General features: G+C 41.4%; 17 protein-coding genes. All 17 read right to left on the bottom strand.

The window, feature by feature from the left end:
- Nucleotides 1–774, bottom strand: a complete 774-nt coding sequence (locus OM33_RS07910) for a protein phosphatase CheZ (RefSeq protein ID WP_038640645.1) — start codon at nucleotides 772–774, stop codon at nucleotides 1–3.
- Between the two features lie 17 nt (nucleotides 775–791).
- On the bottom strand, nucleotides 792–1,175 hold the full coding sequence (gene cheY / locus OM33_RS07905; protein ID WP_010560568.1) for a chemotaxis response regulator CheY: 384 nt from the start codon (nucleotides 1,173–1,175) through the stop codon (nucleotides 792–794).
- Between the two features lie 49 nt (nucleotides 1,176–1,224).
- Entirely contained in the window at nucleotides 1,225–1,941 is a 717-nt protein-coding gene (locus OM33_RS07900) for an RNA polymerase sigma factor FliA (RefSeq protein WP_038640643.1), read from the bottom strand.
- Between the two features lie 8 nt (nucleotides 1,942–1,949).
- The gene (locus tag OM33_RS07895; protein ID WP_038640641.1) at nucleotides 1,950–2,807 is read right to left on the bottom strand and encodes a MinD/ParA family ATP-binding protein; all 858 of its coding nucleotides are present in this window, start codon (nucleotides 2,805–2,807) and stop codon (nucleotides 1,950–1,952) included.
- Nucleotides 2,800–4,179 carry a flagellar biosynthesis protein FlhF gene (gene flhF / locus OM33_RS07890; protein WP_038640639.1) on the bottom strand — a complete coding sequence of 460 codons (1,380 nt, stop codon included), beginning with the start codon at nucleotides 4,177–4,179 and terminating at the stop codon, nucleotides 2,800–2,802. The genes OM33_RS07895 and flhF overlap by 8 nt, the downstream gene beginning before the upstream one ends.
- 21 nt (nucleotides 4,180–4,200) lie before the next feature.
- A complete protein-coding gene (gene flhA / locus OM33_RS07885) occupies nucleotides 4,201–6,309 on the bottom strand; it encodes a flagellar biosynthesis protein FlhA (RefSeq protein ID WP_038640637.1) in 2,109 nt (702 codons plus the stop codon).
- Nucleotides 6,310–6,389: 80 nt separating this feature from the next.
- Nucleotides 6,390–7,520: a flagellar biosynthesis protein FlhB gene (flhB, locus tag OM33_RS07880; RefSeq protein WP_038640635.1), complete on the bottom strand. Its 1,131-nt coding sequence runs from the start codon at nucleotides 7,518–7,520 to the stop codon at nucleotides 6,390–6,392.
- A gap of 9 nt (nucleotides 7,521–7,529) precedes the next feature.
- Nucleotides 7,530–8,309: a flagellar biosynthetic protein FliR gene (gene fliR / locus OM33_RS07875; protein ID WP_038640633.1), complete on the bottom strand. Its 780-nt coding sequence runs from the start codon at nucleotides 8,307–8,309 to the stop codon at nucleotides 7,530–7,532.
- A 12-nt stretch (nucleotides 8,310–8,321) separates the two neighbouring features.
- Nucleotides 8,322–8,591, bottom strand: a complete 270-nt coding sequence (gene fliQ / locus OM33_RS07870; protein WP_038640631.1) for a flagellar biosynthesis protein FliQ — start codon at nucleotides 8,589–8,591, stop codon at nucleotides 8,322–8,324.
- A 37-nt stretch (nucleotides 8,592–8,628) separates the two neighbouring features.
- Nucleotides 8,629–9,375, bottom strand: a complete 747-nt coding sequence (gene fliP, locus OM33_RS07865; RefSeq protein WP_038643165.1) for a flagellar type III secretion system pore protein FliP — start codon at nucleotides 9,373–9,375, stop codon at nucleotides 8,629–8,631.
- 10 nt (nucleotides 9,376–9,385) lie between these two features.
- Nucleotides 9,386–9,760, bottom strand: coding sequence for a flagellar biosynthetic protein FliO (gene fliO, locus OM33_RS07860; RefSeq protein WP_038640629.1), 375 nt, complete (start codon nucleotides 9,758–9,760; stop codon nucleotides 9,386–9,388).
- Nucleotides 9,757–10,155, bottom strand: a complete 399-nt coding sequence (gene fliN / locus OM33_RS07855) for a flagellar motor switch protein FliN (RefSeq protein WP_038640627.1) — start codon at nucleotides 10,153–10,155, stop codon at nucleotides 9,757–9,759. Before fliN ends, fliO begins: the two co-directional genes overlap by 4 nt.
- 20 nt (nucleotides 10,156–10,175) lie before the next feature.
- The gene (gene fliM / locus OM33_RS07850; RefSeq protein ID WP_038640625.1) at nucleotides 10,176–11,267 is read right to left on the bottom strand and encodes a flagellar motor switch protein FliM; all 1,092 of its coding nucleotides are present in this window, start codon (nucleotides 11,265–11,267) and stop codon (nucleotides 10,176–10,178) included.
- 12 nt (nucleotides 11,268–11,279) lie between these two features.
- A complete protein-coding gene (gene fliL, locus OM33_RS07845; protein ID WP_038640623.1) occupies nucleotides 11,280–11,819 on the bottom strand; it encodes a flagellar basal body-associated protein FliL in 540 nt (179 codons plus the stop codon).
- A gap of 73 nt (nucleotides 11,820–11,892) precedes the next feature.
- Nucleotides 11,893–13,854, bottom strand: a complete 1,962-nt coding sequence (locus OM33_RS22015) for a flagellar hook-length control protein FliK (protein WP_052140938.1) — start codon at nucleotides 13,852–13,854, stop codon at nucleotides 11,893–11,895.
- Nucleotides 13,855–13,916: 62 nt separating this feature from the next.
- Nucleotides 13,917–14,366 (bottom strand): flagellar export protein FliJ, encoded by a 450-nt coding sequence (gene fliJ / locus OM33_RS07835; RefSeq protein ID WP_038640621.1) that lies wholly within the window; start codon nucleotides 14,364–14,366, stop codon nucleotides 13,917–13,919.
- Entirely contained in the window at nucleotides 14,366–15,691 is a 1,326-nt protein-coding gene (gene fliI / locus OM33_RS07830; protein WP_038640619.1) for a flagellar protein export ATPase FliI, read from the bottom strand. Before fliI ends, fliJ begins: the two co-directional genes overlap by 1 nt.
- Nucleotide 15,692 lies beyond the last annotated feature (1 nt).

The raw sequence follows: 15,692 nt of genomic DNA, 5'->3' as shown, positions 1-15,692 counted from the left end.
TTAGAAGCCCAAACTAGATAATAGATCGTCTACTTCATCTTGACCTGAAACCACATCTTCACGGGTTTCAGCATTTATAATTGGGCCTTCAGCTACTTGGTCTAATTCACCATCAGCAACCATTTGTTGTTCTTGTTCTAGTGTCGTCTCAGGCGATCCTGTATGTTCAACAGGTGTACCAAACACCGTTAACATATGAATCAAACTCTCTTCGACCTCGCGTACTAGCTCGATTACGCGGCGAATAACTTGACCTGTAAGATCTTGATAGCCCTGAGCCATCAATACTTCTGTCATTAAACTATTCAATTCGTCAGAGTTTGTTTTAGCTTCTTCCATAAAACCATTCAACTCATGACAAAGCACTTTAAACTCGCCTACTTTTAGGTCCCGAGACATTAATTTATCCCATTTAGGTTTAATATCATTGAGACCTGTTTGTAGTTTATCGGCAATAGGCAGAGAAGCTTCAACCGCATCCATTGTGGTATTTGCTGCTTGCTCTGTCATTTCCATAACGTAGTTTAAGCGTTCTTTAGCATCCGGTATGGACTCTGTTGTTAACGCAGATAACGTGGTATCTAGCTGAAAGTTTTTTAATGAATCATGAAGTTGGCGTGTTAATTTACCAACCTCGCCAAACAATTCATCTTGCTCAATTGCCGTGACTTGCTGTAACAGCTCTTGCGCTTGTTGTTGTTCACCATTTTCAAGAAACGCAACAAGCTGTTTAGCCTGTTCTAAGGTAATTGGAGGCGCAGCACCTGCTGACATAAACCTCTCCTTCCCAATTAGCCTAAACGCTCAAAAACTTTATCAAGTTTTGTTTTCAGCGTTGCTGCAGTGAATGGCTTAACAATGTATCCGTTAACACCAGCTTGTGCGGCAGCAATAATTTGTTCTTTCTTAGCTTCTGCTGTCACCATTAGCACAGGAATGTGTTTAAGGCTGTCATCTGCGCGAATAGCGCGCAGCAAGTCAATACCTTGCATACCAGGCATGTTCCAATCCGTTACTACAAAGTCAAATTCTTGATTTTGTAACATTGGCAGCGCGGTACTTCCATCATCTGCTTCTTGTACATTTGTGAAACCAAGATCTCTTAACAGGTTTTTAATGATTCTTCTCATTGTTGAAAAGTCATCAACCACAAGAATTTTCATGTTTTTATCCAAAATATCCTCCAGTGAGGTATGCACCTAATTGTTTACTTACTACTTTATTCTATATCCAGTCATGGACTTTTGCTTTAAGGCGCACCATGGCCTGACTATGTATTTGGCTAACCCTAGATTCACTAACTTCAAGGATTAAACCGATTTCTTTCAAATTCATTTCATCATTGTAGTAAAGCGAAAGCACTAATGCTTCTCTTTCTGGCAAAGTTTGAATTGCCGTTACCAATGCTTTATTAAATTTATCTTGTTGAATATCTGCTAATGGGTTTTGCTCATTATTACCAAGGCCTGCATCGATTACATCTTCATCAACGCCGAGATCTTCAATGCCGATAATTTTGCCATTACTTATATCCCTAAGAATATGATGGTACTCATCTATCGTAATATCAAGTTTTTCAGCAACTTCACTATCTTTAGGCTCTCGACCAAGCTCTGCTTCTAAGGAACTAATGGCAGCAGCAACCTCGCGTGCATTTTTATGCACTGAGCGTGGCACCCAGTCCCCCTTGCGGGTTTCATCGATGATTGCACCACGAATACGAATACCTGCATAGGTTTCAAAACTAGCCCCTTTAGAACCATCGAAGTTTTTCGCAGCCTCAATCAATCCTATCATGCCAGCTTGAATCAGGTCCTCAACAATAACACTTGACGGTAATCGTGCAAGTATATGATAGGCAATGCGTTTAACCAACGGCGTATGCTGTTCAACAAGATGTGATAATTGATTTTGGTTAGCATAAGCAGTGGTTCGTTTCATAGGCATTCCTAGTTACTAACCAGTTTCTCGATAAAAAACTCAAGATGTCCTGAAGGCTGATTTGGGATCGGCCAAGTCGCAGCTTTAGAGGCTAACGCCTTAAAAGCAATTGCTGCTGGAGATTTAGGAAAAACATCTACAATAGTTTTTTGTTTACGAATGGCTTTTCGAATATTTTCGTCAAATGGCACGGTTGCCACTAACTCTAATGAGACATCTAGGAAACGATCGGTTACTTTCGACAATTTAGCAAAAAGTTCTTGCCCTTCTTTTAGGCTTCGTACCATGTTGGCAACAATTTTAAATTTGTATACACCGTGCTCTCGACTAAGCACCTTTATCAGAGCATATGCATCAGTAATTGATGTTGGTTCGTCGCATACAACAACAAGCACATCTTGAGAAGCACGAGAAAAGCTCAATACCATATCAGAAATACCTGCTGCAGTATCAACTACCAGCACGTCATAGTGAGAATCAAGTTCACCAAAAGCACGAATAAGTCCAGCGTGCTCTGAAGGCGTTAGTTCAACCATATTCTGAGAGCCTGAAGTCGCAGGCACAATTTTTACACCATACGGACCTTCCACCAGAATATCTTCTAAATCACATTCACCAGATAAAACATGAGACAGGTTACGCTCAACACGTAAACCAAGCATAACATCACAATTTGCCAAACCTAAATCGGCATCGAGTACAAGTACTTTTTGGCCTTGTTGGGCCATGGCGATTGCCATATTAAGAGAAACATTGGTTTTACCAACTCCCCCTTTACCTCCAGTTACCGCAATTACTTTTACAGCCTTGTTATTGTTTTTCATTTTCCGCAGGCCACTAGCTTGATCTAATTCTGGGTTAATCATACATTCCTACTGCTTGATGCGCCATGCTTGATGCACGTCTTGCTTGCGCGTTTGTTCGTTTTGCATACAACTGCTGTGCTTTGCTGACCAATTTTTCCGCATTTGCTACACGAATGTCCTCTGGTACGCGCTGCCCATTGGTAAGATAGCCTATTGGCAGTCGATTTTGAATGGCTACACTGATAATTTCGCCTAAACTTAGACATTCATCAAGTTTTGTGAAGATACAACCACTTAGCTGTACCTGTTTAAACTGCTTAATGGCTTCTTGTTGTACCTCTAATTGTGCTGTTGCACTTAAAACAAGGTAACTACGAATATCTACTCGGCTATTTCGCATTAATGTATTCAGTTGCTCAGTCAAACGCAAGTCTCGTTGGCTCATTCCTGCTGTATCAATTAATACTAGACGTTTATTTCTTAAATGATAAAGAATTTCAGTAAGTTCTTCTGCATTTTTAACTTGCTTAACAGGGCAACCAATAATACGTCCATATGTTGATAATTGTTCATATGCGCCAATACGATAGGTATCTGTAGTAATTAGTGCAATATTGTTGGCACCAAACTTTTGTGCACCAAGCGCAGCAAGCTTGGCAACTGTTGTTGTTTTGCCTACACCTGTAGGGCCAACCAGTGCATATACACCGCCACGGCGCAAAATTTCGTTGTTTGCGGTGTACAATTGCTTACTCAGCATGTTCAAGGTCTCTTGCCACGCTTGACGTGGAGCAACGTCATCAGGAATGAAACAGGCTAACTGGTCTGCTACAGCTTCACTAATTCCCATACCTTTTAAACGATCTAATAACAGAGCTCGGGTTGGATCACGGCGTGCCATATCCTCATTCATTAAACCAGAAAGTTGATGCTCTAATAACTGTCTAATAGATGCCATTTCATCACGCATTGCTTGCATTTCATGTGACGGCTGAGGTTCTGAGTCAAAGCTTGACGCCTGTTTGCTTTGATTAAACGAATTAAAACTGTCGTCTTTTGGTGCTTGATACTTATCTTCATCAAACCAATTTTGCGATTGTTGAGGTGCAGATGGTTTGTCAAATTGCGGTGTCTTTTTCGCTTGGCGTTCTAACAAAGCAGATAAACTATCAGCCACTGCGGCTTGCTTTTCAGGCTTTGCTGTTTGTGGCTTTGGTTTAACAAATTGGCTATTAAACGTTGGTTTTTCTGCTTGAACTTGTGGAGCTGCTGGCGCACTTTGAACCGACTTTTCATAATCAACAGCAGCAACAATTTCAATACCATCAGCCATACGTTTGTTTGACATAATGACAGCATCTGGACCTAATTCATGTTTAACTTCATTTAATGCACTACGCATATCTTTCGCAAAAAAACGTTTAATTTTCATGTCACACCTCACCTTGACTTATTACTGTTGACCAACCGAGCAAACAATTTTTATCTGTTTTTCTTCAGGTACTTCCTGATAAGACATCACACGCAGCCCTGGTAAGCTGTGTTTCACAAATCGTGATAACACACTGCGCAGCATACCCGATGTCAACAGTATTGAAGGTTCACCTGCCATTTCTTGGTTTTGATGAGCATCGCCGAGAGAGTTTTGAAGTCTTTCTGCAAGCCCTGGTTCAATACCAGCACCTTCATCACCTGCACTTTGAAGTGACTGATGCAACATCTGTTCCAACTCAGGCGCCAATGTAATGACAGGAATTTCAGGGGTGTTACCAGCCACATCTTGAACAATCAAACGACGAAGTGAAATACGCACTGCAGCCGTTAATACATCAGGATCTTGGCTACGTGGCCCATATTCAACCAAGGTTTGTACAATTGAACGCATGTCACGAATTGGCACCCCTTCGTTAAGTAAATTTTGTAATACTTTTACGATAGTTGTGAGCGGTAAAATATCTGGCACAAGTCCCTCAATTAAACGTGGGTGTGACTTAGCTAACATATCAAGCAGGTTTTGCACCTCTTCATGACCAAGCAAAAGAGCAGCGTGATTATGAAGTAATTGTGAAATGTGAGTGGCAACAACTGTGGCAGCATCTACTACTGTATAGCCAAGTGATTGTGCTTCATCTTTTTGTTCTGGCGCAATCCAAACAGCATCTAAACCAAATGCAGGGTCTTTAGTCGCAACCCCTTTCACCTCACCAAAAACTTGTCCTGGGTTAATTGCTAATTCATTATTGTGCTTTAACTCACCGTAACCACTCGATACCCCCATCAAGGTAATGCGGTATTCATTTGGATCAAGCTCTAAGTTGTCGCGAATATGCACTGGCGGCACCAAGAAACCAAGTTCTTGTGAAAGCTTTTTACGTACACCTTTAATGCGACTGAGTAGTTCACCGCCTTGCGCTTGGTCAACTAGTGGAATTAGGCGATAACCTACCTCTAGGCCAATAACATCGACTTGCTGTACATCGTCCCAGCCTAATTCTTTTTGTTCAATTTGTGCTTGTTCTTGACTCGGTGACTTACCTTTCGCTTTTTGTTCTGCTTCTTCGTCTGCCTTTTTGGTCTTAATACGTTGGTTCCAATAAGCAACACCACCAATTAACAAGCCGAGACCTAAAAATGCGACTTTTGGCATGCCAGGGACCAATCCCATCACAATCAAGATACCTGCTGCGATATAAAGCGCTTTATCATTTCCAAGTTGGGTATGAAATTGTTCGCCCATATTTTGTGATTCATTTTGACGTGTAACAACAATTGCAGTGCCGATAGAAAGTAATAACGAAGGTAGCTGAGCAACTAGACCATCACCAATTGTCAGTAAAGTATATACTTCCATTGCACGGCTAAAAGGTAAATCGTGTTGGATCATTCCGATAAATAATCCACCGATAATATTGATCACTAAAATGATAATGCCCGCGATAGCATCCCCTTTTACGAATTTACTGGCACCATCCATCGAACCATAGAAGTCAGCCTCACGGGTTACTTCTGTTCGACGTTCACGGGCTTGTTCAGCCGTTATAAAACCAGCGTTCAAGTCTGCATCAATTGCCATTTGTTTACCTGGCATCGCATCGAGCGTAAAACGTGCCGAAACTTCTGAAATACGACCAGCACCTTTGGTAATTACAACAAAGTTTATAATGATCAGAATTAAAAATACAACCAAACCAACGGCATAGTTACCGCCAATTACAACTGAACCAAATGCTTCAATCACTTTACCTGCTGCATCGCCCCCTTCATGCCCCTCAAGTAACACCACACGCGTACTTGCTACATTCAGAGCTAAGCGGAGAATCGTTGCAATTAATAGCACTGTAGGAAAAATGCCAAAATCGAGTGGCTTAAGTGTGTATAAAGTTATCAACAGGACAACTAGTGAAAGCGCAATATTAAATGAGAATAAAATATCGAGTAGAAACGCAGGCATAGGTAGTACAACCATGCCCAGTGCTGCGAGCACAAGAATAGGCGTTCCTATACCTTTTAAGTAGTCCGATTTATTCGCATTCAGTTGGTTTATTGTGGCTTTGAAGTCCATACAGCAGCTATTCAAAATATTGACACTGGTATAGCTAAAGCAAATTATGTTCCAACTAGTTAAGTGCTATAACATACTGACTAATATTTGAATTCTTCAGGTATAGGTAGGTTTGCAGCCAATTTTTCAGGCCGTTTGCCACGTCCTTTATTGAACTGTTTTAATTGATAAACGTATGCTAGCACTTGTGCCACAGCAACAAATAATTGTTCTGGTATTTGCTGCCCAATTTCACCTGTGTGGTAGAGTGAACGAGCAAGTAATGGTGATTCAACTATTGGAACGTCATAGCGATCTGCAATTTTTCTAATTTGCAGGGCGATTTCATCTCCACCAATTGCGATTACTATAGGCGCTCCGGCCTTCTCTGTATCATATTTCAGTGCCACAGCGAAATGAGTCGGGTTAGTGACCACAACATCAGCATCCGGTACATCCTGCATCATTCTACGTTGAGACATCTCACGTTGTGTACGCCGAATACGCGCTTTAATTTGTGGGTCACCTTCACTATTTTTGAACTCATCTTTCACTTCTTGCAAGGTCATTTTTAGCTGTTCGTTGTGATTCCATTTCTGAAAAGGCGCATCAATTGCTGCAATAACAATTAATGTCATAGCCAACGCAAAAAACATCCATGCTAGGATCCAAAGAGCATGTTCAATATTGCCTGGAACGGCTTCCAAGCTGAGTGTTAAAATTTCGGGAAAATAGCCTTTTATTAAATAGACAGCGACCGTTGCAATAAGGCCAAATTTTAATAACGCTTTGACAAGCTCAATTGCAGCTTGTTTACCGAACATCCGCGTAAGACCTTTGATTGGAGACATTTTACTTGCTTTCGGCGCTGCTGCTTCCCAACTAAAATTAAACCCTCCCAAAAAGGTATTACCGATTACGCCAGCAACCAGTAAACATAATACAAACATGGTCATGCCATACCACAGTTCATTAGCTATCTCGCCCCACACAGAGAACATTTTAGTGGTATCGTAAACTTCATTGCGATTGAGCGTTAATAATCTACCCATTACATTGTAAAGGCCAACAGCAATGTCCTTTCCAAACAATAAAAAGCTAACAGCAGCAGCAATCAGCACAAAGGTTGTGCCAGTTTCTTTTGAACGGGCCACCTGCCCTTTTTTAGCCGCGTCAGCTAATTTTTTGGCGGTGGGTTCTTCGGTGCGTTCTTGATCTGAGCCTTCTGCCATATTAACTCTCTATACTTGGCAACCAACAAGGTCACACATTAGCTCAATCATCTTTAACCATTGAAACTCAAACTGTGCAATGAAGTTAGTCATAGTTGCCCAAATAATCACAAGCCCAGCAAGCAGTGTAAACGGAAAACCAATGGTAAAAATGTTTAACTGAGGTGCAGCTCGAGTCATTACCCCAAACGAAAAGTTTATAACCAGCATGGCAGTTAATGGCGCTAATGACAACACCAGCGCCGTTGCAAACATCCAACTGCCCCATAAAGCAATTTTTTGAAAATTAACAACAGGCCACCATGTTCCATCGATTGGTAATGCCGTGAAGCTATGAACTAACATCTGGATCATCATTAAATGACCGTCATATACCCAAAAAAGCAACGTCGCTAAAATCAAATAGAATTGACCAACCGCCGGGACATTTTGGCCATTGGCAGGGTCAACGATGGATGCAAAACCCAAACCCGTTTGCATCGCGAGTATTTGGCCAGCCAATATAAATGTGTTTAACATCATTACAGAAGCTAGCCCCATTGCCGCGCCTATGAGTATTTGCTGCAAGACAACCAGTATCATTTGAAAACTAAACAGTTCATTAAACTGACTAGGTGGCAAAATTGGCATTACCAACAAAGTAACAAGCACAGATAGACCTAGTTTTACACGAGTGGGGACAGTTTTAACCCCAATACCCACCATCACCATAAACATGGCCGAAATACGTGCTAAAGGTAGAAGGAAATCCGAAAGGTATTGAACAAGCTGGCTAAATAATATTTCCATAATTAGCTCTGGCTAGCCGGCAATTTGCGGAATAATCTCCACCATTTGATGGAAATAATCAGTCAGCTTTTGTGTAATCCAATGGGCACCATATATAAGTGCAAGCAAGGTAACGACTAAACGCGGAAGAAAACTTAATGTTTGTTCGTTAATTGACGTGGCTGCTTGGAAGATTGCCACGATCAAACCAACGATTAAACTGGGAACAATAATCGCTGCTACGAGCTTTATCACCAAAAAAAGTGCTTCACTAAGTACCTCAACAAATATTTCTGGTTGCATCTAACCTCCCGACACCTTGGTATGGCTACACATTATCCTATGTCCCTAAGCCATAACTACGGGCTAATGTTCCCATCACCAGCGACCAGCCATCCACTAATACAAACAGCATTATCTTAAAAGGCAGTGAAACAATCATAGGTGAGAGCATCATCATACCCATTGCCATTAAGACACTGGCAACCACTAAGTCAACAATCAGAAACGGAATAAAAAACATAAAACCGATAATAAACGCGGTTTGCAGTTCGCTCGTGATAAAGGCAGGAATAACAACAATAAAAGGTGTATCTTCAGGTGCATCGAGCTTTTCATAGCCTGCTATTTTTGCAAAAGTTTCTAAATCAGAAATTCGTGTTTGCGATAACATAAAGGCTTTTAGTGGCTCTTTTGCTTGATCGAGCGCTTGAATCGAAGTTAGCTCTTCTTTTAGATAAGGCTGAATTGCACGATCATCAATCTGTTTATAGATAGGCGCCATAATAAATATACTCATAAACAGCGCCATACCCACTAAAAGTTGACTGGAGGGTGTTTGCTGTAAGCCAATTGCTTGGCGCAAAATTGCCAGCACCACAATAATACGTGTAAAAGATGTCATCATAATCACTGCCGCTGGGATAAAACTCAGCGCCGTCATCATGATCAAAACTTGTAATGTGACTGAGTATTCTTGTGCACCATCCGCGTTCGTTTTAACGGTTAATGCTTGTAATCCATCATTTGCAGACGCTATGTCAGGTAAAAGAAAAAACAGCGCAACAACGAATAATTTTAGACACATTCGGATCATATTATTTCTTATTTTTCGGATTCATAAAATGCGCCAATTGCTTGGCAAACTCTGGCATCTGTTGATCTGCCAAAGGTGTTTCTAGTTGATACAAATAGTTTATAGAGCCTGATGTAACACCTAACACATGGTGCTTATCGTCCATTTCAACAACTAACAATCGCTCTTTGCTACCCAAATTAATTGTACGGATAACTTTAAAGTCTTCGCTTTGAGTTATTTGAGGGTTAAAGCGTTTTACCAACAAACCCAAAGCAACAATACACACAACGACTAAGATTAACGACAATAACATCGAAGCCAACTGTTGAAAACCAGCAGGCTCGGCAGCCAACGCTGTGCATGGCAAAAATAAAAGCGCTGCTCGCTTGATCATCGTAGTTTTTTAATCCGTTCAATTTGGCTAATAACATCCGTTAAACGAATACCAAATTTGTCGTTAACCACAACCACTTCACCGTGTGCGATAAGTGTACCATTCACCAACACATCTAACGGTTCACCTGCAACACGATCAAGTTCAACGACCGAGCCCTGGTTAAGCTGCAGTAGGTTACGAATGCTTATTTTAGAACGACCCACTTCCATTGAAATGGTCACAGGAATATCTAAAATCGTATCCAGTTTACGTTTTTCTTCAGTGGTTAAATCTGCTTTTGAATCTTCAGACAGCTCTTCGAGTTCAGCAACCTCTGCTTCACCACCATCTTCGCCTTCTGCTTCAGCTAGCGCTGCAGCCCATTCGTCCATTGTATCTTGATCATCGCTCATACTAAATTTCTCTCAGTTAATTACCAGTCGAGGTCTACACCATCTGATAAATGTAAATCTTCTTCTAATTGCTCTAATTCAGCATCTGAATCGAGTTTTTTACCGCCCTTGGTGAATACATGCAGTTCGGATTTAACAGATTCTGGACGTTTAATCTTTTCACTAATTTGCAACGCAACATTGTCGCGAGAACGACCCATTTTAGCGCGGTAGGTCGGTAAGTCTTCAATAAATACCGTAATATGCTCAGGCATTTCTACCGGAATGATATCACCCTCTTTTAATTCCATGATTTGCTGTAAGCTTAAATCAACTTCAAGCATACGTGTGCTTAAGTCGACTTCAACATCCATAATTTCATCACGTAACGCTTTAGACCAGCGTAAGTCGGTATCTTCAGTATCAGATTGCACACCAGCATCGAGCAGTTCACGGATAGGCTCAAGCATTGAATAAGGCAGTGCAATATGGAAGTCACCACCACCACCATCAAGTTCAATATGAAACGAGCTGATTACGACAACTTCTGTTGGACTTACAATGTTGGCCATTGCCGGGTTCACTTCTGAATCTAAATATTCAAAAGATACATCCATGACAGGTGCCCATGCTTCTTTGTAATCTTCAAAGATGATTTTCAACAGCATTTGCACAATACGGCGTTCTGTGGGGGTAAATTCACGGCCTTCAATTTTCGCATGATAGCGACCATCACCACCGAAAAAGTTATCTACCAAGATAAACACTAAACGTGCTTCCATGGTAATCAAGCCGGTTCCCTTTAATGGTCTGAAACGCACCATATTTAAGCTGGTCGGAACAAATAAGGTATGAATGTACTCACCAAATTTGATCATTTGCACGCCATTAATTGACACTTCTGCCGTGCGGCGCATCATATTAAAGAGTGAAATACGCATATGGCGAGCGAATCGTTCGTTAACGATTTCAAGCGTTGGCATGCGACCACGCACAATACGATCCTGCGATGAGAAATCGTATTGCAATGCGGAGGCATCGCTATCGCCGCCTTCGTCTATCTCTTCTTCGTCAACATCATCAACGCCGTGTAAGAGCGCGTCAATTTCGTCTTGAGATAATAAGTCGCTCACCTAAACTCCTAATTATTGCATTACAAAGCCAGTAAATAGAACGCGTTCTATCACTTTACTGTCTTCAATTTCAACTAAAGCATTTTGCACTTCAGTTAATGCGTTATAGCGCAATGCTTCTTTACCTGCTGTGGTACTTAAATCATCGGCATTACTTGCTGAAAAAACGCGTAGCAGGGTGTTTTCAATTAATGGGATGTGTCGTTTTGCTGTTTCTTCGTTCACGTCACCGCGAACCAAAAGCTGTACCTTAATTTGCACGAGTCGATCTTTCGCTGAACCTGGTACATTAAAAACAAATGGTCGTGGCATACCAACATAAAGTGCACTGCCAATTTCCGCAGAGCTGGTTTTTGCTTGCCCTTCGCCACCCTCTGCAGTACTTGTTTCTTCTGCGAGTGTTTCTGCTGGAGCACTATCATCACCACCCATAAAGAAAAAGGCTGCGCCACCACCGGCGAGCAAGACAACAACGGCAATGATGATAATCATCATTTTTCCGCCTTTTTTCTCACCACCTTCTTCTATTTCAAGATCTTTTTCATCTGCCATTGTCACAGTTCCATAGCTACAAATTATTATTTTATATAATAGTGCGTTTATTTCGGTTTAATAGCAATTAGTGTTAAGCGTAAAAATCAATTCCATCTTGCTGTTTGCTGAGAATTTGTTCAGATAATTCAACACCATCGTCTGCACTAAGCTCAACACCTAGCGGTGAGCTTGATTGCTCTGCCATTTGTTGCTCATTTTGTCCTTGTTCGGAGACACTACTTTCCCCTAGATTTATGCCTTGCTCAGCTAGCATTTCTTTCAAACGCCCCATCGATTGTTCTAACATCTCTTTCGCTTGTTGGCTTTGCACCACGAAATTAATTTGTGCCTGTTCGGCATCTGATCGGATACGAATCTGCATCGAACCTAACTCCGGCGGATCTAATCTAATCTCAGCTTCTTTAAGGTTCAGATTTAGCAGCATATTCGCTTTATCAAACAATGCCTTAGCTGCATCATTTCGAGCAATATTAACTGGCTGCTGTAAAACTTGTTCCGCTGTCGCACTCACTTCTTTTGTATTCTGCATAACTTGTGCTGTTTGTAATGCAATATGCTGTTGATTCACGTCTCTTAATTCAGCTTGTTGCAACTGACTCGATTGAATTTGTGTGACGAGTTGCGATAACACAGGTGTATTAGCATTATTTTTTAGTGAATTAAGCAACTTACTAAAGCTCATTGATTGCTCACTTGCTTGATCACCAAAATCAAACTCATTTTCCGCTTCAACGTTCTCGGTATCAGTAACAATTTGCTTCATCATGTTATTTAGTTCTGCACGTGACTGCTGCTTTTGCGCTGAATCTTGGTTATATAAATTAGCTTGAACAGGATTTACGACCGGTTGATTCACTAGTTCTGCCGTTTTTTGATTAGCTAATTGGCTTGTTCCTGCTTCTTCTGTAATAGCTTGCGCTATTGCATTGCTAACAGGAGTTGCACTATGTGGAACTTGTTTATCTGGTCGCGTAATAGTTGCAGACTTGTCAGATGGTATGATTATTTTTCCATCGTCAACTAACTGTGACAGACTGCTTTTTGTATTCTCACTGAGCTTGATTGCTCCATCATTCTTGACACTTTCAGTTTGTTCACTGCCTTCCATTGACTTTGTTAACACCGATTGCAATGTAACGGTTTGTTTTGAAGGCTTTGTATCAACGCGCTCAAGAGCTAAGTTCAGTTTATCAAGCACTTGGCGGATTTCTTGTTTTGATAACCCCAATTGTTCAAAGTTTTCGTCATTAAGCTGAGTAAATAGTTGCTTTAGAGAGGCGAGGGCTTCTTTATCTAATTTTTCAATTTCTTTATCAAGAGTGACTATATTTTGCGTAAACTTAGGGTCACTTTTTGGTTCGCCTTTATCAATAGCTTTATCGGTTATTGAGGTTATCGCTTGCTTATCTACTGCTTGATCATTCGTGGTTTTTGATAACTCCACATTAAGTGACTGACTTTTCGCTAATTGTTCTAAAAATGAAGTGGCGTCCTCAGTTTGAGCGTCTGCATTCTCAAGTGCTTGCAAAGCTGAACTACTCTTTTGAGCAGCGTCATTTACTCCACCACTCATGTTAGCTTTTGTTTCTTCTTTGCTTAAAGGTTGAGATTTAGCCCAGTCAGAACGCTCAAACTTTGATTTATCTGTGTCACTGTCAGTGTCTACAGCAAGGCTTGAGAGCTGTTGAAAGTCTTTAGAACGTGTTGAGGAAACATCATCTTGCGAATAGTCTTTTTCAACTGTTATAGCTTGCTTCGCTGTGTCAGATTCATCAGTTTGGGCGTTGTTGTCCTCCGACTTCTCGCGTTCTTCATGCTCCAATTCTGCAACTTTTTTATCAGCTTCATTAGATTCTTCTTGTCTTAACAACTCGGCTTGTTCATTTTCAGCTGCACGTTGTTTTGCATCAGCTTCATTTTGTACTGAGGTTAGAACAGCTAAAAAGCCGTTTTTATTGTCTGTTTCAGAAGTTGAGGACGCTAATCCCACATCAAGGTTTGTAACGCTTAACTGTGAATCAATTATTGCCATAACACGCTTCTCGTCTTGTTAAAGTTTGCCGCTTTTCGCTGGTATAGAAATAAAAGCAAGAACTAAGCCAGTGTTTTTCTATTTCTTACAAAAATATTGGTGGCAAATTCATCAAGTTGTTTTTGTTCTGCTTTTGCAAGTATTGCTTGCTGTTTTAACTGTTTTCGCTGCTTTAATTTTTCTATAGCTTCAAGCTTTGCTTTTTGCGCTAACCAAAGTTCCTCACGTTGTTTGAGGACTTTATTTGCCGTATTTATCGCATTCAATTGCTGTTTTAAAGCATCATCTAGTTTGCCTATAAACTGCTGAAATTGATTATAATAACTGCCACCAACCCCCTCAGTTGCACGGTTTTGCAACTGCGCTAGGTAGTCGGAACGAAAAGTTTCGATACCAGTTAACTGACGCTGTAAATTAGCGAGGTGCTGCTGTGCACCGATAAAATCCATACGCAACTTTTCTTCTTTATCTGATTCAAGCTTAATCAATAATGCAAGTTGATCGCGTGCCATTAACCTTGTCCTAGTATGCGTGATAAACTAATTAACCCTTCATCATAAGGGATCACATCTGTCATACCTTGCTGTAAAAAGTGGTTAATACCCGGCATCATTTCAATGGTTTTATCTAACATCGGATCACTGCCTTTTTGATATGCACCCAATGTGATTAAATCCTTATTCTGTTGATAAAGCGAATAGATTTGTTTTAATACTCTTGCCTGCTGCAGATGTGTTTCACTAATCACTTGCGGCATTACACGGCTGATTGATTTTTCGATATCGATGGCGGGGTAATGGCCTGAATCAGCTAATTCTCGAGATAACACAATATGACCATCAAGAATCGCACGAGCAGCATCGGCAATAGGGTCTTGCATATCATCGCCTTCGGATAAAACAGTAAAAAACGCCGTTATACTTCCTTGCCCTTCCCCCCCATTACCGGCTCGTTCCACCAGCGCAGGTAATTTTGCAAACACCGAAGGTGGGTAGCCTTTTGTCGCTGGCGGTTCACCTACAGCAAGGGCTATCTCACGCTGCGCCATGGCATAACGTGTTACCGAATCTAATAACAACAATACGTTTAAACCTTGATCACGAAAATACTCGGCTATCGTGACAGCTGTTTCGCACCCTTTAAGTCGCATTAACGGAGATGCGTCAGCGGGAGCTGCAACCACCACTGAGCGTGCGCGCCCTTCTGGCCCTAGTATTTCTTCAATAAACTCTTTTACTTCTCGACCACGTTCGCCCACTAAACCAACCACAATTACATCCGCATTAGCGCCTCGGGTCATCATGCCAAGTAATACCGACTTACCCACACCACTACCTGCAAATAAGCCCATGCGTTGACCTTGACCAACTGTTAATACTGAATTAATCGCACGCACGCCAACATCCATTGGCTGTTTTATTGGACGCCTGGCAAGTGGATTAATTGGCTTAGCGGCAAATTTGAGTTTTGTTTCGGCTTGAATTGGTCCGAGTCCATCGAGTGGGCGACCAAGCCCATCAACGACACGGCCTAATAAACTCATGCCAACTGGCAGGCCAGCATCAGAGTGTTGTGGGATTACGCGCGCACCTGGTAACACACCAGAAATTGCATCATTGGGCATGAGATAGAGTGTCTCTCCACTAAAGCCAACCACTTCAGCTTCGACCAAACCGTGTTGCGTTTCGATTTTACAGCTACTGCCTACGGGTACTTTCAAACCTTCAGCTTCCAACGTTAAACCAACAACACGTTTTAAACTGCCAGCGACTGCTGGTCGGTGTAATTTAATTTTTGATTGATAACTGGCGAGACGCTCAGCAAGCCCTTGGCTCATA

This window comes from Pseudoalteromonas piratica (genome assembly GCF_000788395.1).
In the GTDB taxonomy this organism is placed as follows: Bacteria; Pseudomonadota; Gammaproteobacteria; order Enterobacterales; family Alteromonadaceae; genus Pseudoalteromonas; species Pseudoalteromonas piratica.
The sequence above is the reverse complement of the archived record's forward strand: the minus strand, read 5'-3'. Positions and strand labels throughout refer to the sequence as shown.